22 protein-coding genes, 1 pseudogene and 1 riboswitch are annotated in these 20853 nt (G+C 44.3%); of the genes and pseudogenes, 15 read left to right on the plus strand and 8 right to left on the minus strand.

Features of this window, described 5'->3' with window-relative positions:
• Positions 1-5 precede the first annotated feature (5 nt).
• Positions 6-494, plus strand: a complete 489-nt coding sequence (locus M5J74_RS15065; protein WP_371934043.1) for a hypothetical protein — start codon at positions 6-8, stop codon at positions 492-494.
• Between the two features lie 132 nt (positions 495-626).
• Here M5J74_RS15065 and M5J74_RS15070 read toward each other — a convergent pair whose 3' ends face one another.
• Entirely contained in the window at positions 627-3008 is a 2382-nt protein-coding gene (locus tag M5J74_RS15070; protein ID WP_371934044.1) for an NB-ARC domain-containing protein, read from the minus strand.
• 488 nt (positions 3009-3496) lie between these two features.
• Positions 3497-3555, plus strand: a riboswitch (Glutamine riboswitch).
• 34 nt (positions 3556-3589) lie between these two features.
• Here M5J74_RS15070 and M5J74_RS15075 point away from each other — a divergent pair.
• The 5 genes from M5J74_RS15075 to ggt all read left to right on the plus strand — a co-directional run bounded on the left by M5J74_RS15075 (position 3590) and on the right by ggt (position 6849).
• Positions 3590-3745, plus strand: a complete 156-nt coding sequence (locus M5J74_RS15075; protein ID WP_015154902.1) for a hypothetical protein — start codon at positions 3590-3592, stop codon at positions 3743-3745.
• A 29-nt stretch (positions 3746-3774) separates the two neighbouring features.
• A complete protein-coding gene (locus tag M5J74_RS15080) occupies positions 3775-3930 on the plus strand; it encodes a hypothetical protein (protein ID WP_015154903.1) in 156 nt (51 codons plus the stop codon).
• A 176-nt stretch (positions 3931-4106) separates the two neighbouring features.
• The gene (locus M5J74_RS15085; RefSeq protein WP_015154904.1) at positions 4107-4592 is read left to right on the plus strand and encodes a hypothetical protein; all 486 of its coding nucleotides are present in this window, start codon (positions 4107-4109) and stop codon (positions 4590-4592) included.
• A 42-nt stretch (positions 4593-4634) separates the two neighbouring features.
• Positions 4635-5084 (plus strand): hypothetical protein, encoded by a 450-nt coding sequence (locus tag M5J74_RS15090; RefSeq protein ID WP_015154905.1) that lies wholly within the window; start codon positions 4635-4637, stop codon positions 5082-5084.
• 10 nt (positions 5085-5094) lie between these two features.
• Positions 5095-6849, plus strand: a complete 1755-nt coding sequence (ggt, locus tag M5J74_RS15095; RefSeq protein WP_250012176.1) for a gamma-glutamyltransferase — start codon at positions 5095-5097, stop codon at positions 6847-6849.
• A gap of 76 nt (positions 6850-6925) precedes the next feature.
• Here the strand turns inward: ggt and M5J74_RS15100 are convergent, their stop codons facing one another.
• Complete coding sequence (locus tag M5J74_RS15100; RefSeq protein WP_250012178.1) at positions 6926-10615, minus strand: WD40 repeat domain-containing protein; 3690 nt, start codon at positions 10613-10615, stop codon at positions 6926-6928.
• 535 nt (positions 10616-11150) lie between these two features.
• On the opposite strand from M5J74_RS15100, the gene M5J74_RS15105 reads away from it, so the two are divergent.
• Positions 11151-11534, plus strand: coding sequence for a nuclear transport factor 2 family protein (locus M5J74_RS15105; protein WP_199755908.1), 384 nt, complete (start codon positions 11151-11153; stop codon positions 11532-11534).
• A 99-nt stretch (positions 11535-11633) separates the two neighbouring features.
• On the opposite strand, the gene M5J74_RS15110 is transcribed toward M5J74_RS15105, so the two are convergent.
• A complete protein-coding gene (locus M5J74_RS15110) occupies positions 11634-12266 on the minus strand; it encodes a tetratricopeptide repeat protein (protein WP_181245517.1) in 633 nt (210 codons plus the stop codon).
• A gap of 7 nt (positions 12267-12273) precedes the next feature.
• Between M5J74_RS15110 and M5J74_RS15115 the strand changes: the two genes are divergently transcribed.
• Complete coding sequence (locus M5J74_RS15115) at positions 12274-12465, plus strand: hypothetical protein (RefSeq protein WP_250012179.1); 192 nt, start codon at positions 12274-12276, stop codon at positions 12463-12465.
• 16 nt (positions 12466-12481) lie between these two features.
• Here M5J74_RS15115 and petJ read toward each other — a convergent pair whose 3' ends face one another.
• Positions 12482-12817, minus strand: coding sequence for a cytochrome c6 PetJ (gene petJ / locus M5J74_RS15120; RefSeq protein ID WP_106546455.1), 336 nt, complete (start codon positions 12815-12817; stop codon positions 12482-12484).
• A gap of 333 nt (positions 12818-13150) precedes the next feature.
• On the opposite strand from petJ, the gene M5J74_RS15125 reads away from it, so the two are divergent.
• The 5 genes from M5J74_RS15125 (at position 13151) to M5J74_RS15145 (ending at position 15571) form a co-directional block, all read left to right on the plus strand.
• A complete protein-coding gene (locus M5J74_RS15125; RefSeq protein ID WP_250012181.1) occupies positions 13151-13570 on the plus strand; it encodes a BlaI/MecI/CopY family transcriptional regulator in 420 nt (139 codons plus the stop codon).
• Entirely contained in the window at positions 13570-14415 is an 846-nt protein-coding gene (locus M5J74_RS15130; RefSeq protein WP_015154912.1) for a M56 family metallopeptidase, read from the plus strand. The genes M5J74_RS15125 and M5J74_RS15130 overlap by 1 nt, the downstream gene beginning before the upstream one ends.
• Before the next feature lie 57 nt (positions 14416-14472).
• On the plus strand, positions 14473-14805 hold the full coding sequence (locus tag M5J74_RS15135; protein ID WP_250012183.1) for a DUF6883 domain-containing protein: 333 nt from the start codon (positions 14473-14475) through the stop codon (positions 14803-14805).
• A gap of 18 nt (positions 14806-14823) precedes the next feature.
• Positions 14824-15072 (plus strand): DUF4926 domain-containing protein, encoded by a 249-nt coding sequence (locus tag M5J74_RS15140; RefSeq protein ID WP_015154914.1) that lies wholly within the window; start codon positions 14824-14826, stop codon positions 15070-15072.
• A 103-nt stretch (positions 15073-15175) separates the two neighbouring features.
• Positions 15176-15571 (plus strand): hypothetical protein, encoded by a 396-nt coding sequence (locus tag M5J74_RS15145; protein WP_015154915.1) that lies wholly within the window; start codon positions 15176-15178, stop codon positions 15569-15571.
• 155 nt (positions 15572-15726) lie between these two features.
• Here M5J74_RS15145 and coaE read toward each other — a convergent pair whose 3' ends face one another.
• The 3 genes and pseudogenes from coaE to M5J74_RS15165 form a co-directional block, all read right to left on the minus strand.
• The gene (gene coaE / locus M5J74_RS15150; protein ID WP_015154916.1) at positions 15727-16341 is read right to left on the minus strand and encodes a dephospho-CoA kinase; all 615 of its coding nucleotides are present in this window, start codon (positions 16339-16341) and stop codon (positions 15727-15729) included.
• 30 nt (positions 16342-16371) lie between these two features.
• A pseudogene (gene cobA / locus M5J74_RS33470) lies at positions 16372-18085 on the minus strand (uroporphyrinogen-III C-methyltransferase).
• A 61-nt stretch (positions 18086-18146) separates the two neighbouring features.
• Positions 18147-18779, minus strand: a complete 633-nt coding sequence (locus M5J74_RS15165; RefSeq protein WP_250012193.1) for a class I SAM-dependent methyltransferase — start codon at positions 18777-18779, stop codon at positions 18147-18149.
• 114 nt (positions 18780-18893) lie between these two features.
• On the opposite strand from M5J74_RS15165, the gene hemH reads away from it, so the two are divergent.
• Entirely contained in the window at positions 18894-20057 is a 1164-nt protein-coding gene (hemH, locus tag M5J74_RS15170; protein WP_106169178.1) for a ferrochelatase, read from the plus strand.
• A gap of 144 nt (positions 20058-20201) precedes the next feature.
• Positions 20202-20600 carry a hypothetical protein gene (locus tag M5J74_RS15175; RefSeq protein ID WP_015154920.1) on the plus strand — a complete coding sequence of 133 codons (399 nt, stop codon included), beginning with the start codon at positions 20202-20204 and terminating at the stop codon, positions 20598-20600.
• 26 nt (positions 20601-20626) lie between these two features.
• On the opposite strand, the gene M5J74_RS15180 is transcribed toward M5J74_RS15175, so the two are convergent.
• Entirely contained in the window at positions 20627-20839 is a 213-nt protein-coding gene (locus M5J74_RS15180; RefSeq protein WP_015154921.1) for an RNA-binding S4 domain-containing protein, read from the minus strand.
• Between the last annotated feature and the right edge of the window lie 14 nt (positions 20840-20853).

Raw genomic sequence — 20853 nt, forward strand, 5'->3', positions numbered from 1 at the left:
AAATGATGCAGCCTACTTTAGAAACATTTGCCCAACACTTAGATTTGTCTCGCGATCGCTTAGAAGCTTTACTCTCCCAGTCTCTTACTGAATGTCTAAATTCTCCCGAACTACAACAACAGTTAAGCAGCTTGGATGTTTCGTTACTAAAGCAAACTTTACCGATCGCTGGTAGCGTTTTAGCTGAGCGATTACCTCCTTTTTATCACTGGTTGCAAACAGAGTTGGGTGTGAAGCGCGTTCCCGATAGTCCAGAGCATACAACAAAATGGGTCATTGGTTTTGTCAATAATCAAGAAAGTCTATCGCGCTTAGTAGAACTTCATCGTCCAGTTTCTCGTTTGGCGATGGAACGTTCTGTTCCTTCTCTGGTAGGAATGTTTGAAGGTGTGGAAGATTTGCAGGTTAGGCAAGAGTGGCAAAAAGCTATATCGGCTCTTTGTTTGGTACTGGTTGTTGCAGCGCGTGAAGCTGAACGATGTGTGAGTGTGTAGCCCCAAACTGATACGATTTTGTTAAGACTGCACTACGGAAGATCCCCCTAACCCCCTTAAAAAGGGGGCTAAGAATTGTACAATTTTCCCCTCGTTAAGGGGGATATTCATTGGAATTAGTACGAGCAAATTCTATGCGCCGATTTTCGCTTGCAATACTTTTTCTACTTGCCGTGGTGCATTCATCTGAGTAAATAGCTGTAGCGATCGCTCTAAATTTTGCTTCCCATGCTCAAACTCTTTCATACTTATATAAGTTAAACCTAACTGAAAATAAGCCTCGGCTAGATCGCATTTTGCACCAATTTGCTCTAAAATTTCGATTGCTTCTATATGTTTATTTATAGCCAATTTAAATAAAGATTGCTGGCGATCGCTCTCAGCTAATCCACTCAGCGTTTTTGCTTTGATTTGCAGATAATGGCTTTTTTCGGCATCAGCTAGGGAAAGAGAAAACATCTCTTGCGCTTTTTCTCTATTACCTAAATTGATATAAGTTTGACCGAGGATTTGCACAAAATAAGCAAAGCTGCCACTTTGATTATTTAGTTCAGACATAATCGAGTCATAAATCGGTTCGACTAGGTTATATGCTGTTTGATGCTCGCCTAAATAAGAATTGACTAAAGCTAAACATACGCTAGCTTTTTCTGCCCAGCGATGATGAGTTGTATTTTGAGCTAGATCTATGACTTGCTGAAATAATTCGGCTGCTGTCTCTAATTCCCACAAATCTATATTGTACAATCCCATACTGAGTAAGGAATCTACTTCTAGCATTTTTAAGTAATACAATTTGTAGCGATCGCCTTGACTAAACTCTAAAATTCCCAATGATTGAGTTGCTAAACTGATAGTTTTCTCTTGACATTCTATCGCTGCGTGAATTTTACCAGCAGTCCAATACAAATCTCCTAAAATATTATATAATTCTCCCAAACAAGGAGTAGATTGTATATTTTGGAGAATTTGAGTTATCGCCCCCAAAACGGGTTGAATTAAACCCATTCTATACAACGTTCCACCCAGAGGTAAAAACTGTCCCCATTGATTATTTCTACTTTTAAGAATAACTCTAGCAGCTAATTCAAAATCGTTGATTTCGACATAGTGATAGTATGCTTCCAGAGCTTGTAAAGCATCTTTTATGGTATCAATTGTTGCTACGCTATCCGTCCAAAATTCTGCGGCTTTACAATTCACAACTATCCATTCATCGCTAGCACGCAACCTCGCGATCGCCTCAGCACGAATTGCTGGATGCAGCCAGTATTCCCCCTGTTGAAATTCAACTAAACAGCGATCGCGTAAAGCTGTAATAATTTGTCGTTGCTGTTGAGGTGGTACGTCCCACAATAAATTTAAAATTCCTTGGGTAGGAATCTTTGCCACATCTTGATAGCGATAACACCCCAGGCGACACAATAAGCGGTAGGCTGGCAGATCGAGTGTTTGCAAACGGTGAAATTGACTGGCAATTAAATTCTTCAAATCGGTGACAGCCAAGGGATCGGTATGGTTTTCTTGCCAATACGCGATCGCATCACCTGCAAAATCTGCTTGAATTGTACCGCAAAGAATTCCCATGACTTTAGCGTTACCACCATAGGCTTGATGCATCTGTTGGATTGTTGGTAAGTCAATTGCAATTTGACGATAACTAAAATATTGCTGCCATGCTGGAAGATCTAAACCAGGTAAACGGTAGTGTTCTACATTTAAACTCGGTTCGCACAGGCGATCGCGACTTGTAATTAAAGTCACGGATTGTACTTTCGGATCGGTTAAAATCCGAAACAGCTCTACATAGCTACGATGAGACGCAATTAAACGTCCTTGGCGATCTAATGCAGGTTCTAAGTTATCGATTAACACCCCTATCCGTCGCATTTGTAAATGGCGTTTGAGTCTATCTAAAGTTACGCCAAATTCTAAGCCTGGTTCCTCTTGTAAGTCTTGTTTCAACCACTCTTCTACGACTCGTTCAGCAGAAGTCAGGTTCTGCGTTTCCTTTGCTACTAGCAGTTCTAGCACCACTTCAAAATTTTGGGATTGCAAGTATTGCTGTGCTAGGGTGGTTTTTCCCAATCCGCCTTCACCCTGAATGACGATCGCCTTACTATCCAAACTTACCAGGCGATCGAGGTGCGCGATCGCTTCGGTTCTGCCGACGAAATTTGGCTTGGCGTGCAGATCCCCCCAATCTCCCTTCACAAGGGGGGCTAAAATTGACAGATTTCCCCGATCTTTTGATGTATGCAGACATCGTTCTAAAACTGCACGACAGTTAATCTTATTAATCTTCTCTCCCAAAGTTTGAGACAGTACGCGCCACAGATGAGAACCAACATCTTTAACGTGTCCTTCTGTATAGCCGCAGTAGGCTGCAATTTCAGGATATTTATGTCCCTGCCAAACCTGCTGAAGAATCTGTTTTTGTAGAGAATTTAACCCTTCGCCAGTTTTGGTCAATATGAGATTATCCACCCATGCCAATGCTGTTTCACCGTCCATAGGTTGCTGAGGATGAAAGCCATACTTAGTATAACTTGTCACAGTAAAAGGAGATAGGAAACAGAAAATAGGAGACACGAAACAGAATTTAAAAATTCAAATATCCATTGTAGGGGCAGGTTTACCGAGTTATTCCGGGTAGTATCGCAGAAATTGCGGGAAAACCTGCCCTAACCAATTTCATCATAGAGGCAGGTTTACCGAGTTATTCCGGGTAGTACAAAGGTTTCTCGTCAACTTACCCTGACAAATTTTTTAGCAAAGCGCGAGAAGGTTAAGACCTCAAAGTTAACTCTTACCTTTGAAACGCAAGGTATTTCCTTCTGATTTCTGCTTTCTGCCCTCTGCTGCTGCTATAGAATTAATTAGCAAAATTGAATATTTTGTAGTTTAAGTTACATTAACTTATTTAGATTTATGATTCATTCCGTCCTCAGATAGACCCAAATGAGAAAAATGGCTGATATTGTAATGAATGTAAAGGATAAATCGTTCATCTCTCCAGTGGAGGGACGGAAGTAGAGAAAAACTCTCGAAGGAACGCGCCTCATTCGTAACACAACAACAAGAAAGAGGCGAATATGAAATCTAACAATATTGGTATTCAATCTAACTCCGATCGCGTGTCTGTTTCTGCGCAAGCAAGATTGTTAATGAGCTTGAATCGTCAGAAGCAACACAACCGCCAGCAGTCCATGCTACAACGCACAGCATCAGAAGTAGGTACTGAAGGCTAGAAAAAGATCGAAGCAAGGAGTAAATAGCCATGAATGCAAGTAGAAAGCCAAGCTACAAAGAGGTAGCAAGAGTTCATCGCTCGAATATTTTGGAAAGCTTAGAACGGCGCTTGCAAGCTGCCAGAGCCAAGGGTGACGATCGCTTGACTTCCCAATTGGAAGCAGAGCTGAAGTACTACCAATAAGCCTAGCTAATTAAGTTTAGCCAAAGTGGGGGATGCGATCGATGCATCCCCTATTTGCGATCGCAAGTCACAAATCACGAGTCAGAAACCACATTTCTTTCCCTGCTCGTGCGCTCCCTACTCCCTACTCCCTAAATGGGGTAAACTCAGTGTGATAGTAGCAGCTTTTGTGTCATATGGATTTAGACCGACAAATTAAAGTCCTGATTGACGAAGCGCCTCAAGATGGCGTGACTCCGCAAGTTGTTGCTGCTGTCGCTCCTGTATTGGTACTGCTTGCTGGCAGGCTGCGCCATTTAGAATACTATATTTTGCAAAACTTAGATCGAGACTGGGTAGTCACTACGTTAAGCGATCGCGCTAACTCAAAAGTGACCAAGCGCGTTATCTATGCTTTCCCCACACTTGCAGATGTTTCAGCTGTAGCAGTCTCGGAACAAGACCCGGAAATTGTCGCTTCACCCTTACCCGTCACTCACATATTATTTCAGCTTTTTGCCCTGGAAACAGTAGACAGTATCATTTTCTTCGATACCCCAGGAGATCTAAATCGGGGAACGGATATCCAACGGAGAGAATTGCAAAAGTTGATAAAGCTGCAAATGCAACCGCGATCGACTCCCGCTAGTCCCTTCAATCAAATTCCTCCCGACATTGCTTAATAACTCCCTCTACTCATTAGTTGTTAGAGAAGGATTAGTAATATGCCAAGGAATAGCTCTAATAAATCTAAAGGGGTGAAGCCTAGAAAACGACATAAGTTTTTTCTGAATCCCTATGAAGACTCCGCCTTCACGAAATGCCCTAAATGTGAAACAAAAACTAAAATTCGTAAAATTCCCCTAGTCATTCATATCGATCCACATCAACTTTTTTTACTCAATAAACAATGTAGATATTGCCCAAATTGCGATCTCATCATCACTAAAAAACAGGAAATTGAATCATTGTTAGCTATTAGCTTTAGCCAATCTCATCCTGAATTCATTGGTAATGAGTATTTGGTAATGGGAACCCTCGATCGGCAAGATTGGCAAGCAGGTAACAAAGGAACTCTCGCTCCTGAGAAAATAATAGAACAAATGTATATTTTCAAAGATGTATGGAATTTTGAAGTAATTCCGGCAGGATGGTATCCTGCTAACGAGAAGTAGAATTACACTGATGAAAGCAAATAGATTTTGCCTCTACTTTGGTTTACTAGCCCTTGTCTTCAGTACCATCGTATCTCCAACTGTAGGACAAGAGCGAGTTGCACCAGTAATTAGCAACGATCGCGCGGTTCGCAAAGCTGTACGCACTCAAAAGTATATGGCAGTGGCAGCTCACCCGCTAGCAGCGGCAGCAGGTAGTGATATTCTGCGGCGGGGAGGTAGTGCTGTTGATGCAGCGATCGCCATTCAAATGGTACTAGGTTTAGTTGAGCCGCAGTATTCTGGAATTGGTGGCGGGGCTTTTTTAACCTATTACGATGCCAAACGCAAACAAGTTCGCACTTATGACGGTCGCGAAACGGCTCCAGCAGCGGCTCGACCGGATCGTTTTCTGAATGCAGGTGGCAAACCACTCCAATTTTACGATGCGGTTGTAGGTGGAAAGTCTGTCGGCGTACCTGGAGTAGTCAGGATGCTGGAAATGGTACACAAGGCACATGGTAAGTTGCCTTGGCGAGAACTATTTCAACCCGCAATTCAACTGGCGCAGCAGGGCTTTCCCATCTCGCCTTTATTGTACGATCGCCTCAGCAAAGAAAAGTATTTACCAAGCCTAGAACCAGCTCGCAGCTATTTCTATCAAGCGGATGGCACGCCTAAACCTGTGGGGACAATTCTCGTCAATCGTCCTTATGCTGAGGTATTGAGCCGGATTGCGAATTCCGGTGCTGATGCTTTTTATCGGGGTGAAATTGCCAGAGACATTGCGAATACAGTCCAAAAAGCTACCGTAGCAGGCGACTTAACAACTGACGATTTAGCAACATACCAAGCCAAAGAGCGATCGCCTGTATGTGGAGTTTATCGAGTTTACAAAGTGTGCAGTATGGGACCACCTAGTTCTGGTGGTTTAACCGTGTTGCAGATTCTCGGTATGCTGGAAAACTTTCAATTATCTACCCTCAAACCAGAATCATCCCAAGCAGCGCATTTATTTGCCGAAGCAGGACGGCTAGCTTTTGCCGACCGAGGCTTATATATGGCTGATGCTGATTTCGTTCCCGTACCAGTCAATGAATTAATCGATCCCGAATATCTGAATAATCGCGCCAAGCTGATTAATCCTCAACGCGCCTTAACCGATGCCGAACCAGGCGAATTGCGATCGTCGCAAAAGTTAGTCTGGGGACAAGATAATGCGATCGAATTTCCCTCAACCAGCCATACAACAATTGTCGATCGCAATGGCAACTCAGTCTCTATGACGACCAGTATTGAAGATACTTTTGGCTCTAGATTGATGGTACGGGGCTTTTTACTCAACAATCAACTCACAGATTTTTCTTTTTCACCCACAACACCCGATGGAAAAGCGATCGCCAATCGGGTAGAAGCGAGAAAGCGCCCTAGAAGTTCGATGGCTCCCACTATGGTATTCGATCGCCAGGGTAAGCTGGTGATGGCAGTTGGTTCGGCTGGCGGTGCTAGAATTATCAACTACGTCGCGCAAGCATTAATTGCCGTTTTAGACTGGAACTTAGACAGCCAACAAGCAGTATCCCTACCCCATTATGGCAATCGCGACGGGGCAACGGAACTAGAAGCAAATACAAATCTTGTTAACCTTCAGCAAAGCTTAGAGGCGATCGGTCATTCCGTACAAATTGTAGAACAAATCAGCGGTTCTCATGCGATCGTCCGTACCGAAAAAGGTCTAGTCGGTGGAGCCGATCCCCGTCGCGAAGGAATAGCGGCAGGAGAATAACAATTATTAGTTAGGGACAAGGGGGATGAGGGAGACAAGGGGGACAAGGAGGATAACTACAACCACCAACTACCCATTACCCATTACCCATTACCCATTCTGTTGCTCCTAAAGCTTTTAATGTGGCGATCGCTGCCTCAGTTAAACCAGTTACGCCAGCAATATTCATCCCTTCATAGGGTCTTTGCGCCCGCAATATCTTGAGAGATTTGCCTGTATTTGCATCCCATAGTCTAATCGTCTCATCCTGGCTGCCACTGGCAAGAATTTGTCCGTCAGTACTGAAAGCAACCGACCAAATTAAATCGGTGTGTCCCTGGAGAGTATGTCTGCATTCACCAGTTTCGACATTCCACAACTTGATGCTATAGTCGCTGCTGCCACTTGCTACAGTCTGCCCGTCAGGGCTGAAGGCAACTGACCAAACTCGGCTTGTATGTTCCTGGAGAGTTTGGTAACATTTCCCCATTTGCCAATCCCATAACTTGACTGTGCGATCGCCGCTACCACTTGCCAGGGTTTGTCCGTCAGGACTGAAGGCAACTGCCCACACCCAATTGTCATGTCCTTGTAACGTGTTGTGGCACTCTCCGGTTTCAGTATTCCACAACTTAATTGTGTGGTCGTCGCTACCGCTAGCTAGAAAGTTGCCATCTACACTAAAGGCAACTGACCAGACTCGGTTGGTATGCCCTTGCAACTTATGCAGGGTTTTGCCGCTGAGGATATCCCATAACCTCACCGTATAGTCATCGCAGCCACCAGCCAAAATGTAGCCGTTGGGGTGAAAAGCCAGGGATCTGACTCCGCTGTAGGCTTGGATCGTATTGTAGCGATCGCCAGTTGAAGCATTCCAAAGCCCGATGGTATAGTCACCGCTACCGCTGGCTATGGTTTGACCGTCAGGGCTAAAGGCAACAGCCCAAACTCTATTACCATGACCGTGTAACGTGCGATCGCACTCTCCTGTTTCGACGTTCCACAATCGCACGGTTTTATCATCGTTACCGCTAGCTAGTATTCCGGTTGGATGTGAGGCTAGCGGACGGGGATGAAAAGCAACCGACCAGACGCGGCTAGTGTAACCCTGAAGGGTTTTGATACATTTTCCATCCGTGACATTCCAGATCTTGATCGTATGGTCGCCGCTCCCGCTAGCCAAGGTTTTGCCGTCAGGACTAAAAGCTACAGATCTAATCCAATTTGTATGTCCCGCCAGCGTCCGACAGCATTCTCCCGTCTGTACGTCCCAGAGTCGAATTGTATAATCTTCGCTGCCGCTGGCTACCATATCTCCCCCAGAGCTAAAAGCAACAGTCCTGATCCAGTTTGTATGTCCGCATAGAGTCCGCAGACATTCCCCCGTGCTAGTTTGCCACAACTTGACAGTGCGATCGCTACTACTAGCGAGCATCTCGCCATCGGGACTAAAGGCAACTGACCAGACTTGAGTTGTATGTCCCTGTAGAGTTTTGATACACTCTCCCGTGCCAACATCCCACAATCGCACGGTACAGTCTACACTACCACTAGCTAGGGTTTTGCCATCGGGACTGAAGGCGATGCTTCTAATCCAGTTCGTATGTCCGAACAAAGTCTGGTAACATTCTCCTGTCTGCCAATGCCATAGCTTGACAGTACTATCTTCACTCCCACTAGCTATAGTTTTGCCGTCGGGACTGAAAGCCACTGACCAAATGCGATGTGTATGTGGCAAAATACAACGGCATTCACCGCTACGGGTATCCCACAAACGAACTGTTTTGTCATCGCTGGCACTTGCTAAAACACTACCGTCAGGATTAAACATAACCGACCAGATCCAATTTGTATGTCCTTTCAAAGTCAGCAGTTTTTTCCAATCTGCAACTTGCCATAGCCGAATTGCTCCATCAGCATCTCCTGTTGCCAATAGCTTGCCTGTGGGACTAAAAGCTACGGCTGGAGTCACGCTTAAATCTTCGGTAAAAACCGATTTGGCAAGATCGGCACGGGCAAAGTTGACTTGCTTTAAGTTGCGTCCGGCTAAATATGCTTGCCATACGCAGAGGTTAGAAAAATCCCATCCGCGCAGATCGATCTTGAGATGAGTTAGCAAGTTCAGAATATTTCCTGCCAAATACCCTGGCGATCGCGCCGATCTTTGTCGCCAATTAGTTAGAATTTGCCCTAAGCGATCGACAAGGCTACTGAGATTTGTTTGAGCTAAAAGTTTATCGACAAGTGGTATGATAATCAGCCGAATTTGCGTATCTCTAATGTAATCTTTTGCTTGCGCTTCAAGAATGGCATGACTGTTAAATAAACCGATCGCCCCCCTGACTATTTCTCCACATATGCGTTCGATAAAGCGATCGATCGCAAAATCCATTACAACTGGTTGTTGGGTAAAGCCCGTAGCGGTTTTCTCAATCAGCGATCGCTGTCCTAAAGATCGAAGAGTTTCTGGTAGTTTTTGCTTCGCTTCTAAGGACAAAACATTTTCTCGCAGTGCTGTAAAAGCGATTGGTTCCCGTTCGACTGCCAGCCAATACATCACTTCTATTTCTAATTTTGATATCCGATTCATCTGCCGCTCTAATAAATCGCGGATATCATCAAAAACTAATGTTCCCGTGCGTAAGGTTGCTAAAAATATAGTTAGATTGCTATCAAATAAGTCCTGAATTCCCGCAGCCACCATCTTTAAAGCAAGAGGATTCCCAGCATAATGCTCGATTAACCTTTGCCATTCTAAATCGGAACCGACAAAATTTCCCTTAGCGCGAAAAATTTCTCGTCCTGCGGCAATATTTAGACCTTCCAACTGTAGAGAACGTACTGGTAGTGTTTCGCCTTCGAGCAAGACAATTTCTTTTGGTTTTTCTCGGCTAGTTAGTACTAAACAACTCGTATGACGGACTTCTCCAATGCGTTGTAATAATTCGCCATAGGCTTGATATCCTTCTCGATATTGTCCTGCATGTTCGCCTCCACGCAGAATACTTTCGACGTTATCTAGTACTAACAAACAGCGATGGTGGCGCAAATATTCCAGCAGCATACTGATACAGCGATCGAGATCTTGGGATAATGTCGCCGCTGTTTCTTGTTGATGAGAGAGAAATTGAACGATCCCACCGAGTAATTCTGCTAGAGGCGGAGCGTTACGCAAACTGCGCCAAACAATATATTCAAATTCTGATTGCAAGTTTTCTGCTAGGGCGATCGATAAGGCAGTTTTCCCCATACCACCCATACCCAATACCGCCACTAAACGACAGCGTGAAGCGGAGCTGTCGCCTCTAGGCGAATCGTTCTTAATCCACTGCTCTAAAGTCGCTAACTCCTCGCTCCGCCCGTAAAATGTTGCTACATCTACCGCTTCGCCCCAGTCTATGTGGGTAATTGGTAATTGGTAATTGGTAGTTGGTGAAAGGCGAGAGGCGAGAGGCGAGAGACGAGTGCTAAATTTTGAATTTGGAATTCCAAATTCCGAATTCCGAATTCCGAATTCCGAATTCTCCCTGCTCCCAAGTTCGGAAGCTCGTCGCCGCAAGACGGCACGAAAGTTACTTTTCGTGACTTCTTCTGAGAGAGCTTTAGAAAGTAACTTCCATAGTTTAGAACCTACATCTTTAATGTAATTAGCATCGTAGTCAGAGCTTTCGGCGATTTCGGGATAAGTCTGACCTTCCCAGGCTTTGCGAAAGACTAGTTCCTGAATGTCGTTGAGTCCCCGATCGAGAAATGCATCTAGAATTACTAGTGCTTCGTCAACGTTCATTTTTTAATAAAAATTTGTTCTTTGATGATTTTGACTGTTCTAGGCTATGTTTGTTTTTTTTCGCTAGTTTGTATTTATTTTTTTGTGTTTCTCTATTAAGTTACACTAGAAATCAGTCGCAAATCCCCTATATACTTAAAAGTTCAAAATTCTATATAGTTTAAGATTTTTTTAATTATTTAAGCTTTTCTGAGTCAGTTATCAGTAAATAGGGAGCAGGGAGCAGTTATCAGTGTAGAGACGTTACATGTAACGTCTCTACAAAGTTATCAGTTATCAGCGACCATTTAATTCCGAATTCCGAATTCCGAATTCCGAATTCTCCTCACGCACTACGTAGATCTGACTTTTTCAGACGATTCATGACTTCTCGATTGAGACAATCAAGATGGTGCGGATAACTTCTGACTTTTTCAGGCTGTAAAAAATCAGGGCTTCATTTAATTTGAAATTAAGGATGAAATCAAGCTAAACCAGATCGGCGTTAGGATTGTAGCTTTTAGCCTTAAGCCTTCATCTTTTCGATTAATTTCAGATGGAATTGCGATCCAGTATGGCTGCTATTACCCAAACAGAGATTATTAGGAGTTTGATCGGGTTGTTCGAGGCAATGGATGTAGAGAGTGCCATGACTTATTTTACTGAAGATGCCCTATGTCGATTTGGCAATCATCCACCTGCGGTTGGGAAAGCCGCGATCGCATCCGTAATCGAAGCAAGTCAGCTCAGTCGGAGCGCCCGAACTTCTTTTGAAATCAATGAAATTTGGGAAATTGACGATGCTGTAATTTGCCAAATGGAAACAACTCATATGTGCGATCGTTGTAAAGCGATCGCAATACCATGCGCGATCGTGTTTCGCATGGAAGACGATCTCGTTCGAGAAATGCGCATCTACATTGATGCTTCTCCCTTATAGGAAGAATTCGGAATTCGGAATTCGGAATTAAATGGTCACTGATAACCGACTTCTGTACGGGCGGGTTTTGACTCCCGAGCTACTGTTTTAATAGTTAATCTATTGACTAAACCCGCCCCTACGATAACTGATAACTGCTCGTGCGCTCGATCGCTCCCTTTTCGGGTGACTTAGTTCATGCAGAGATTTGAGTTCTGCAAGCAAATTGGTATAAGCATCGAGTTTACCGTGTTGCAAATATATTTGAGCAACCGTGCGTAAATCTTCCGCTACACCTACCATATCACCCAATTTATAACGCACGAGACACCGACAATGATAAGCACTTGGATCTTCAGGATCGATGCGAATAGCACGGTCAAAATCAGCGATCGCACCGTGATAGTCTTCGAGCTTGGAAAGCGTAAAACCTCGGTTGTAATAGGCGATCGCCGAATCTGGATTCAGTGATAAAGCGCGATCGAAATCCTTTAATGCATCTTGGCGATCGCCCTTAGCAGCCCGTGCTAAACCGCGATTAGCGTATGCCGTAGCATTGTTGGGTTGGAGCAAAATAACCTGAGAAAAATCTGCGATCGCGGCTCGATATTTTCCTACTAACGTTTGATATACCCCTTGTTTAAATAAGTCTTCTACCGATCGAGATTTAGGTTGATGGTCGTGCATCTCCAAAGTATTCGCTGCTGGCTGAGCCTGAGCGTTTAAAGGAAACAGCAAAACTGCAAATGTCACGCAGCAGATGAGAATAACTCGATACATAGCTACTAGTGAGGGGAGAGCAGGGGGGCAGAGGAAGCAGGGAGCACAGGGAGCAGAGGGACAAGGGAGACAAGGGGGACAAGGGAGCGGTCAACCAACAACCAACAACCAACAACCACCAATTACCCATTACCAACTACCAATTCCCCACACCCTGATAACTGACAACTGATAACTGACAACTGACTTCAGCTCCATCCTTTTTCGGATTTTTCCAGCACGTAAGAGGCGACATCCTCAATCTGCTGGACATTTAATTTTCCTTTGAAGGCAGGCATAGCATTTTTACCATTTGTGACTTGGTTGATAATTGCTTCTAGAGAATTCATACTATATTTTTCTAAAGCATCTTTCTGTAGTGTTTTTGTCGCCATCACCACATTTTTTCCTCCCATATGACAAGCAGCACAGTTGCTATTAAACACTTTGGCTCCGTTGGCTATGTCTGCTGCTAAGGCTGCATTGGGAAAAGTTAGAGTCCAAATAGCAACAGCCAATAGCAAAGCTAACGCGATCGTTCGCATTCTTTCAATCTCCTTCTTTCGCAAATAGGCTCGGCAGATTAATCCAGCTAAGACATCAAACTAGGATGTCGAAAAAGGGTGGAGGTCTTCCACCCCAGAATCAAGGACTTTTTAACCTTTCGTATAAGAGCAGGCTGGAATCGAACACCTAGCTTAGATTGCATTCTGAATGGCAGTCAAAAGACAAGATGTCAAACTTTCACAAAGTCAAACTTTCACAAAAAATGTCGCGAGAGATAACTCTGACGGTGTAACCTGGAAAGCAGTAACCAGTTGTCAGTTATCAGTTATCAGTAATTTTTGACTTTTACCTTTTGACTTTTGACTTAGCTTATGTCTCCGCTGCCTAATTACCGTCCCAAACAGCTTTCCCTTGGTCCATTAGAGACAGAGATTTTAAATATCGTCTGGGAACTCGATTGCGTGACTGTCAAAGACGTACACGATCGCATTCTTGCCGATCCCGATCGAGAGTTAGCCTATACTTCTGTCACCACGGTACTGCGCCGCCTGACGGAAAAAGGCTGGTTGGCTTGCGATAAACAAGAACGGGTTTTTTATTGGCGACCGTTGGTAACGAAGGAACAAGCGCAAGTTATAGAGGCGCATGAAAAGCTACATCGCTTTCTGGCGGTTGGCAACCCTGATGTTGTAGCTGCCTTTGCTGATAGTCTCGATCGCACCAGCTTAGAACAGCTCGATGCGATCGCTAAACGCATTCAAGCTGCACGCCAACAACGGGAGGAGAAGTAATGCATACCATCATGATTTTGGCTGCACTGGCAGTAGCTTGGAACGTGCGACAGAATTGGTCATCAGCTTCAGGTGATTGGCAGCAGCGCTGGAAACAAACGCTGTGGTTTTTTCTGTTTCCTCCGTTAATGTTAGCGATCGCCGGAATCTCGGTATTATGCATGGGAACCCAAGGCAAGATGCTGGGTTTGTCTGTAGGTTGGTATAGCTACGGACTGACGGTAATCGGTTTTATAGTGGCGATCGCGTTGGGAGTTAAACTGGCATGGCAAGGCTGGCGGGCTGTGAGTCAGACTCGTACTTATCCCCAAGAGCAAGTAGAGGGAGCATCTTGTCGGATTTTAGCAACTCCCATTTTGTTCAGTGCCTTAGTTGGCTTCTGGCGACCGGAATTAGTTGTCAGCCAGGGATTGCTATACGTCCTTACCCCAGAACAGTTAGCCGCTGTCATTGCCCACGAACAAGCACATTACCACTACCGAGATACTTTCTGGTTTTTCTGGCTGGGTTGGATACGGACTTGTACTGGATGGTTGCCTCAGACAGAAGCTTTATGGGAAGAATTGTTACTGTTGCGGGAATTGCGGGCAGATAATCGGGCGGCGCAGCAAGTCGATCCGCTGACTTTAGCAGAATCTTTGTTATTAGTCGTGCGTTCTGCGATCGTGCCAATGACGAGTTTTTGCGCTGCCTTCAGCGCTGCTAGTCAAGCAGAGCGCTTGAGCGAACGCATCAATGCTTTATTGGAACCATCAGCGCCTTCTACCCAACCGCAATTTAATTGGTCTTGGTTGTGGTTGTTATTGGCATTCCTACCCCTAATTACTGTCCCGTTTCATTCTTGAGGAGTGGGGAGTAAGGGGAATCGTCAGCCAAAGAGTTGACTAGAGCATTGCAATGTAATGATAATTCCGAATGCGGAAAACGCAGTCGTCGATATTGGTAAATTACGAGATTATTGCCTAAACTCAAACCATGAAAACGGAAAACATAAAGCTCGTCTGTTTTCATCAATACTTGGCATAACTATTGATGATGCGGAAGATTTAAGGCAAATACTACTTGAAGTTGTCAAAACTTATGAAGCGCAATTGGGAAGATGCGACGGATTTGGACAACGCTATACTCTTGATTTTTCAGTCGAATGGCAAAATAGAAGTGCAACGATTCGTAGTGGTTGGATCGTCGAACATGATTCCGATATTCCAAAGCTAACGACTTGTTATCCTCTGTAATACTAGAGGCGATGTAAGATGGCGATAAGTGAAGTCAAGTTGCTCGATGTAGTAGCATTGATAGTCGATTTGCCCGAACTTAACTTGTGGCGTGGACAGGTTGGTACAGTGGTTGAAATCCTAGCTGGTGGTAGTGCGTATGAAGTCGAGTTTAGCGATCGCAACGGACGTACTTACGAATCTTGTGGTTTACGACCAGAGCAAATTATGGTACTGCATTTCAATCCCGCGTCTCCCGATCCTGAATCGGAGATGGTGACAGCGTAAGCAGAGTAACACCACAAATCTGAAGAGAAGTTTGGAGACTGTTAGTACGGGAGGGATCGTTAAGATCGCCGCAACTGATGCAGACTGAGAGGCAAACTCGTGAATGGAAAATAAACCTTTAAAGATATCTGTGAGAATGGCAACGATTATGGGGTTATTTTTGCCGCTTGCTGAAACTGTAAGAAGATCGAATCAAATATTTGATTTGACTAGGTTTCTGAGTTGGTTTGATGATTACATTCTGGGAGCTACTCTTTGGATAGCTGTTTATTTGGTCAAGAAAAAGATAAATAATTCAATTTCATTTTTGATTGCAGCTTGGGGATTTGTATCGGGCGCTCTTTTTCTAAGTTTTTTAGGACAATTTGAGTACTATAGGACAACTACAGGCGATCCAGGGATATTTTCGACAAGCTTCGTGGCAATAGCAAAAGGGTTGATATTGGGATATATGTTGACAGGTCTTTACATGGCGATAAGATCTAATTCGTACAAATAAAGAATTGTGTGAGTTGTTAGAAAATCCTACATACACAACCAAAGCAATAGAAATTGGACGGATTCTTCAAGTAGAAAATGGAGTGATTGTTGCGTGTGATGCGATTGAAAAGCAGCTTTAAGCAGCCTCAATCCTCTGCTTAAACAATAACTTTTTCAGGGACAAATAGCTGAATCTACCTGCTGTTTTAACTCTTCCTGACTAGAAGAATTATCCAAGACAACATCAGCACGCTTGCATTTTTCTGATAGTGGCATTTGACTGTTAATTCGCGCCTGTGCTTGTTCCAAAGTTAGATTATCTCGCTGCATTAGTCGAGCTATTTGCTGTTGCGGCGAACAGGCAACAACCCAGATTTCTGTAACTAAATCTGTCATTTCTGCTTCAAATAGCAAAGGGATAACTAATACAACTATAGGAACGGATAATTGATAGATTTCTTGCTCAAAGCGATCGCGCACGTAAGGATGAATTTGTCTTTCTAACCACTGCTTTTCTGTAGAATTGTTAAAGATAATTCGCGCTAGTTGTTGGCGATCCAGCGTCCCATCAGCCTGCAAAATGTTTTTGCCGTAACGCTGGGCGATCGCATTTAAAATTGGCGAACCAAGTTGCACTGCTTCTCGCGCATAAATATCTGCATCAAGAACTGGTAAATGATATTCATGTGCTAAGTATTGAGAAACAGTACTTTTACCAGTGCTAATCCCACCAGTAAGACCGATAATTCTTTTTTGGTAATTGGTAATTGGTAATTGGTAATCAGTCACTAGTTGTTAGTTGTTGGTTGTCGATCGCTGCTAACTGATAATTGCTTGTAACAAACCATCCAAAGTATATTCCTCTGCTTCTATATCAACTCTACCGAGGAGAGAAATACAGTCTTTAGAGGTTTGGGGACCAATGGAGGCTATACAAATTCCATCTAAATTAATGTTGTTATATGGTGCTATGAGTTGGCAGAAATTTCTGACTGTTTTAGAACTAGCAAAAGTAATAATATCCACTTTATGACTCTGTAACGCCTCTAATGCTTCAGGCGCAATTGACTGCGGACAACGAGATTCATAAGCTGCGACTTCTAACACATCTGCACCTTTGGCAGTAAATTGTTTGACTAAGACTTCTCGTCCTCCAGTTTCAACTCTGGGAAATAAAACTTTTTTACCTGCTAAAGATTCAGGAAAGTTTTCTACTAAAGAATCGGCAACAAAATCGGGAGGAATGAAATCTGGTTGTAAATATCTTTGTTGAAGACTCTGAGCAGTTTTTTGTCCTACTACAGCAATTTTTACCCCTGCTAGCGCCCGCGTATCTTTACCTTTAGCTAGCAGGCGTTCAAAAAAATAATCTACTCCATTTGTAGAAGTCAAAACTAACCAATCGAAATCCGATAACTGCGCAATCGCATTATCTAACCCCATCCAACTCGAAGGCGCACCAATCTCTAATGCTGGCATCTCAATAGCTGTCGCACCCATTTCTACAAGGCGATCGCAAAATTGACTCGATTGTCCTAGCGATCGGGTGACGAGGATAGTTTTATTAGAAAGTGGTGCGTGGGGAGAGTGGCTAGTGGCTAGTGGCTGGTGACTAGAATAACTTCCTTGTCCCCCTTGTCTCCCTTGTCCCCCTTGTCTCCCTTGTCCCCCTTGTCCCCCTTGTCCCCCTTGTCTCCCTTGTCCCCCTTGTCCCCCTTGTCTCCCTTGTCCCCTTTGTCCCCTTTGTCCCCCTTGTCCCCCTTGTCCCCTTGTCCCCTTGTCCCCCTTGTCCCCCTTGTCTCTTCTCCTGCGGTTGTAAATACTCGCGCCAGCCAACGACTTCACCAACCACGATCGCAGCAGGAGAAAGGTTTAAGCCATCGGTTTGAGCTACAACTGTTTCGAGGGTGGCAGTCCAAACCTGCTGTTTTGCGGTTCCCGCCCAACGCACGATCGCAATTGGCGTGTGGGGCGATCGCCCATGTCTGACTAATTGTTTGACTATTTCTGATAACTGCTGTCCTCCCATCAGAAACACCAGGGTTCCGATTGATGCTAAACCTTCCCAGTTGACGAGTTCCGGTTCGTGGGCAGTTGTTATGGCAAAACAACGACTCATCACCGGATCGGTGAGGGGAATTCCTGCTAGGGTGGGTGCGGCTAAGGCTGAAGAAATTCCAGGTATAACCTCAAATGGGCAGCCTGCGGTAACTAATGCCTCAATTTCTGCTGCGGCTCGTCCAAAAATGAACGGATCGCCGCTTTTGAGCCGAACGATTTGCTGTCCTGTTTGGCAATACTCGACTAATAAGCGATCGATTTCTGCTTGAGGGGTGCTAGATTGTCCGCCGCGCTTACCGACATCGAGTTTGAGACAATTTGACGGCACTAGTTCTAACAATTGCGGATCGACTAAAGCATCGTAGATCAATACTTCTGCTTGGCTCAACAGTTGCAGCGCCCTAACAGTTAGATAATCAATACTTCCTGGTCCCGCACCGACCAGGTAAACTTTACCCGTTGTGTTCATCATGCTTCATCATGCAACCCTCAGATTTTATGGTAATTGGTAATGGGTAATTGGTAATAGTGCATTAGTTGGCTCGCGCGATCGCTTGGATCGCTTGCAAGCTTCCGCCTGCATGGAGAACGCGATTTTGCAACTCGAACCCCGCTTCTTCCAACAACTCAACTAAATCCCCGCGTAACAACTGCCAAGCTGTTTCTGTTTCAAATAAAAACAGAAAGAGATAGATTCCAGGTACGAATAACCAATTCGTCGGTGGGTGAAAATCAACCAAAGTGAAAATGCCTCCTGGCTTGAGGACGCGATGAACTTCGCTCAAAATCTGCCGCAATTCCTCCGCTGTCATTTCATGCATTGCCATGCTGCTATGAACTAGATCGAAACTGCGATCGCTAAAAGGCATCTTTTGGGCAAAAGCCTCTACATATTTGGCTTGCGGTACATTGTGTTGCGCTCGTTTCAAAGATAAAGGAGACGCATCTAATCCCGTCACCTCTTGAGAATATTTCACCAATAGTTCAGTTGCTTGACCGCTGCCGCAACAAAGATCCAAAACTTGAGTATTGGGCTGAATTGTTAAGTTTTGCAAAGCTAATTGGCGAAACTTTCCCTCTCCGCCGACGCTCAACGCCGCTAGTCGAGAAACTGTATCGTAAAACCATTGATAACGATAGCTCCATTCTCGTAATATTGTTGCCATGTTTCAATCCTCATAAATATTTGTTGACCGATATTCCGAATAAAGATGTATTGTTAAAAGATGTATTGTTAAAATCAGTAACAAAGCTGAAGAAATTGGGGTAACAAAACTGCTATGGGTCGAGTGGGAGTACTATTACTTAATCTAGGTGGACCGGATCGACTAGAGGATGTCAGACCGTTTCTATTTAACTTGTTTGCCGACCCGGAAATCATTCGCCTGCCGTTTCCCTGGCTGCAAAAACCCCTGGCATGGTGGATTTCAACCGTACGCACGAAGCGATCGCAAGAAAACTATAAACAGATAGGTGGTAGTTCCCCCTTACGACGCATCACTGAAGCCCAAGCACAAGCGCTACAAGCACGACTAGAAGAAAAAGGGCAACCAACTCAAATGTATATTGGGATGCGTTACTGGCATCCATTCACCGAAGAAGCGATCGCCCGCATCAAACGCGATGGCATTGACCGTTTGGTGATTTTACCACTCTACCCGCAGTTTTCCATCAGCACCAGTGGTTCTAGCTTCCGCTTGCTGCAACAAATGTGGTTAGAAGACCCAAAATTAAACAGCATTGAATATACAGTCATCCCCTCTTGGTACAAGCAACCAGGCTATCTGCAAGCAATGGCGCAGTTAATTGCTCAAGAGTTAGAGGGGTTTTCCAACCCTGATGCAGTGCATGTCTTCTTTAGCGCTCACGGCGTGCCAAAAAGTTATGTTGAGGAAGCAGGCGACCCCTATCAGCAAGAAATTGAGGAATGTACGGCGCTGATAATGCAGACCCTCAACCGCCCCAATTCATACACCTTAGCTTATCAAAGTCGTGTTGGTCCTGTAGAATGGCTGCAACCATATACAGAAGATGCGATTCAAGAATTGGGTCAGCAAGGGGTGCAAGATATGGTTGTCGTACCGATCAGTTTTGTCTCCGAACACATAGAAACTCTGCAAGAAATTGACATGGAGTATAGAGAAGTTGCAGAGTCAGTAGGCATACATAACTTTCGTCGCGTCCCAGCGCTCAACACTCACACTCAGTTTATTGATGGGATGGCAGATTTAACCATCGAAGCCTTAAATTCTCCCAGCGTTAAACTGTCTCAAGTGTCGCAAATGAAAAAGCGGGTCAAAATGTACCCTCAAGAGCGCTGGCAGTGGGGCATGACGACCTCGGCAGAAATTTGGAATGGTAGAATTGCCATGCTCGGCTTTATCGCTCTGATTATCGAGCTAATCACTGGCAAAGGGCTATTGCACGCAGTCGGGATTTTATAAATCAGTTATCACTTAAGAGTGGTAATGGGTAATTGGTAATTGGTCTGTGTTTAATTGCAAATTGTGGATTGCGAATTCTCACTCGCGTCCACTCTAAATAGTGGCACATTCAAAGTTACGCAAAGTCACGCTCTCTGGTTTGATATGGGGCGACCCATTTGGTCTATCAAACCCATGAGCTACGATCCGACTAAGTTAAATCACTCAGAAATACTTTCTCTATTAGCTTCAGGTGTGCTGGAGTATTTTGGACGCATCAAAGCAGGAGAAAAAGATCCATTTCCCTATCCCGATCCTTTAATTAGGGGATTTAATCAACTGAGTATTGCCTGTGCTTTGCAAAATGTAGAACGCTCTAAAAGACCCAAAGGCGTTGTAGAGTTTGTAGAGACATGGGGAAAATTGCCATTAACCAAGTGGGCGTTAAAGTTGGAGGTAGCAGACTATGATTTTGCTGCGGATGACTGTTTGATTAAGCCAGACTTGAGTAAACCAACGCAGTTGTGCAAAGATTTGGCGCGGGGATTGCGGTTGGTGTCTTAATGCGATCGCCTAACTTTAATTAAAACTTAAATCTCGTCTAAATTTACATCAAAAGTTTGTTCTGCTACGGTTACGCTGTCACCCGATCTTAACTTGCGTCCGCGTCTAGTCTCCAGTATGCCATTAACGAGAACCTCACCTCCCTGAATTATTAGTTTGGCTTGTCCGCCTGTTGCTGCTATGCCAATTAATTTTAAAAATTGATCGAGTTTAATTGTATTATCACTGTTACTAATCATGAAAAATCTCAAAC

The organism is Chroococcidiopsis sp. CCNUC1 (assembly GCF_023546805.1).
GTDB classification, from domain to species: domain Bacteria; phylum Cyanobacteriota; class Cyanobacteriia; order Cyanobacteriales; family Chroococcidiopsidaceae; genus Chroococcidiopsis; species Chroococcidiopsis thermalis.

Coding starts and splice junctions, on each gene's coding strand:
- M5J74_RS15140 (WP_015154914.1), top strand. CDS start 14,824: ATGGCGATAAGTGAAGTCAAGTTGCTCGATGTAGTAGCATTGATAGTC.
- M5J74_RS15115 (WP_250012179.1), top strand. CDS start 12,274: ATGAGAATAACTCGATACATAGCTACTAGTGAGGGGAGAGCAGGGGGG.
- M5J74_RS15090 (WP_015154905.1), top strand. CDS start 4,635: ATGCCAAGGAATAGCTCTAATAAATCTAAAGGGGTGAAGCCTAGAAAA.
- M5J74_RS15145 (WP_015154915.1), top strand. CDS start 15,176: ATGGAAAATAAACCTTTAAAGATATCTGTGAGAATGGCAACGATTATG.
- M5J74_RS15085 (WP_015154904.1), top strand. CDS start 4,107: ATGGATTTAGACCGACAAATTAAAGTCCTGATTGACGAAGCGCCTCAA.
- M5J74_RS15165 (WP_250012193.1), bottom strand. CDS start 18,779: ATGGCAACAATATTACGAGAATGGAGCTATCGTTATCAATGGTTTTAC.
- M5J74_RS15125 (WP_250012181.1), top strand. CDS start 13,151: ATGTCTCCGCTGCCTAATTACCGTCCCAAACAGCTTTCCCTTGGTCCA.
- hemH (WP_106169178.1), top strand. CDS start 18,894: ATGGGTCGAGTGGGAGTACTATTACTTAATCTAGGTGGACCGGATCGA.
- M5J74_RS15180 (WP_015154921.1), bottom strand. CDS start 20,839: ATGATTAGTAACAGTGATAATACAATTAAACTCGATCAATTTTTAAAA.
- M5J74_RS15175 (WP_015154920.1), top strand. CDS start 20,202: ATGGGGCGACCCATTTGGTCTATCAAACCCATGAGCTACGATCCGACT.
- M5J74_RS15105 (WP_199755908.1), top strand. CDS start 11,151: ATGGAATTGCGATCCAGTATGGCTGCTATTACCCAAACAGAGATTATT.
- M5J74_RS15130 (WP_015154912.1), top strand. CDS start 13,570: ATGCATACCATCATGATTTTGGCTGCACTGGCAGTAGCTTGGAACGTG.
- M5J74_RS15135 (WP_250012183.1), top strand. CDS start 14,473: ATGATAATTCCGAATGCGGAAAACGCAGTCGTCGATATTGGTAAATTA.
- M5J74_RS15100 (WP_250012178.1), bottom strand. CDS start 10,615: ATGAACGTTGACGAAGCACTAGTAATTCTAGATGCATTTCTCGATCGG.
- petJ (WP_106546455.1), bottom strand. CDS start 12,817: ATGCGAACGATCGCGTTAGCTTTGCTATTGGCTGTTGCTATTTGGACT.
- M5J74_RS15075 (WP_015154902.1), top strand. CDS start 3,590: ATGAAATCTAACAATATTGGTATTCAATCTAACTCCGATCGCGTGTCT.
- M5J74_RS15070 (WP_371934044.1), bottom strand. CDS start 3,008: ATGGACGGTGAAACAGCATTGGCATGGGTGGATAATCTCATATTGACC.
- M5J74_RS15065 (WP_371934043.1), top strand. CDS start 6: ATGCAGCCTACTTTAGAAACATTTGCCCAACACTTAGATTTGTCTCGC.
- ggt (WP_250012176.1), top strand. CDS start 5,095: ATGAAAGCAAATAGATTTTGCCTCTACTTTGGTTTACTAGCCCTTGTC.
- M5J74_RS15080 (WP_015154903.1), top strand. CDS start 3,775: ATGAATGCAAGTAGAAAGCCAAGCTACAAAGAGGTAGCAAGAGTTCAT.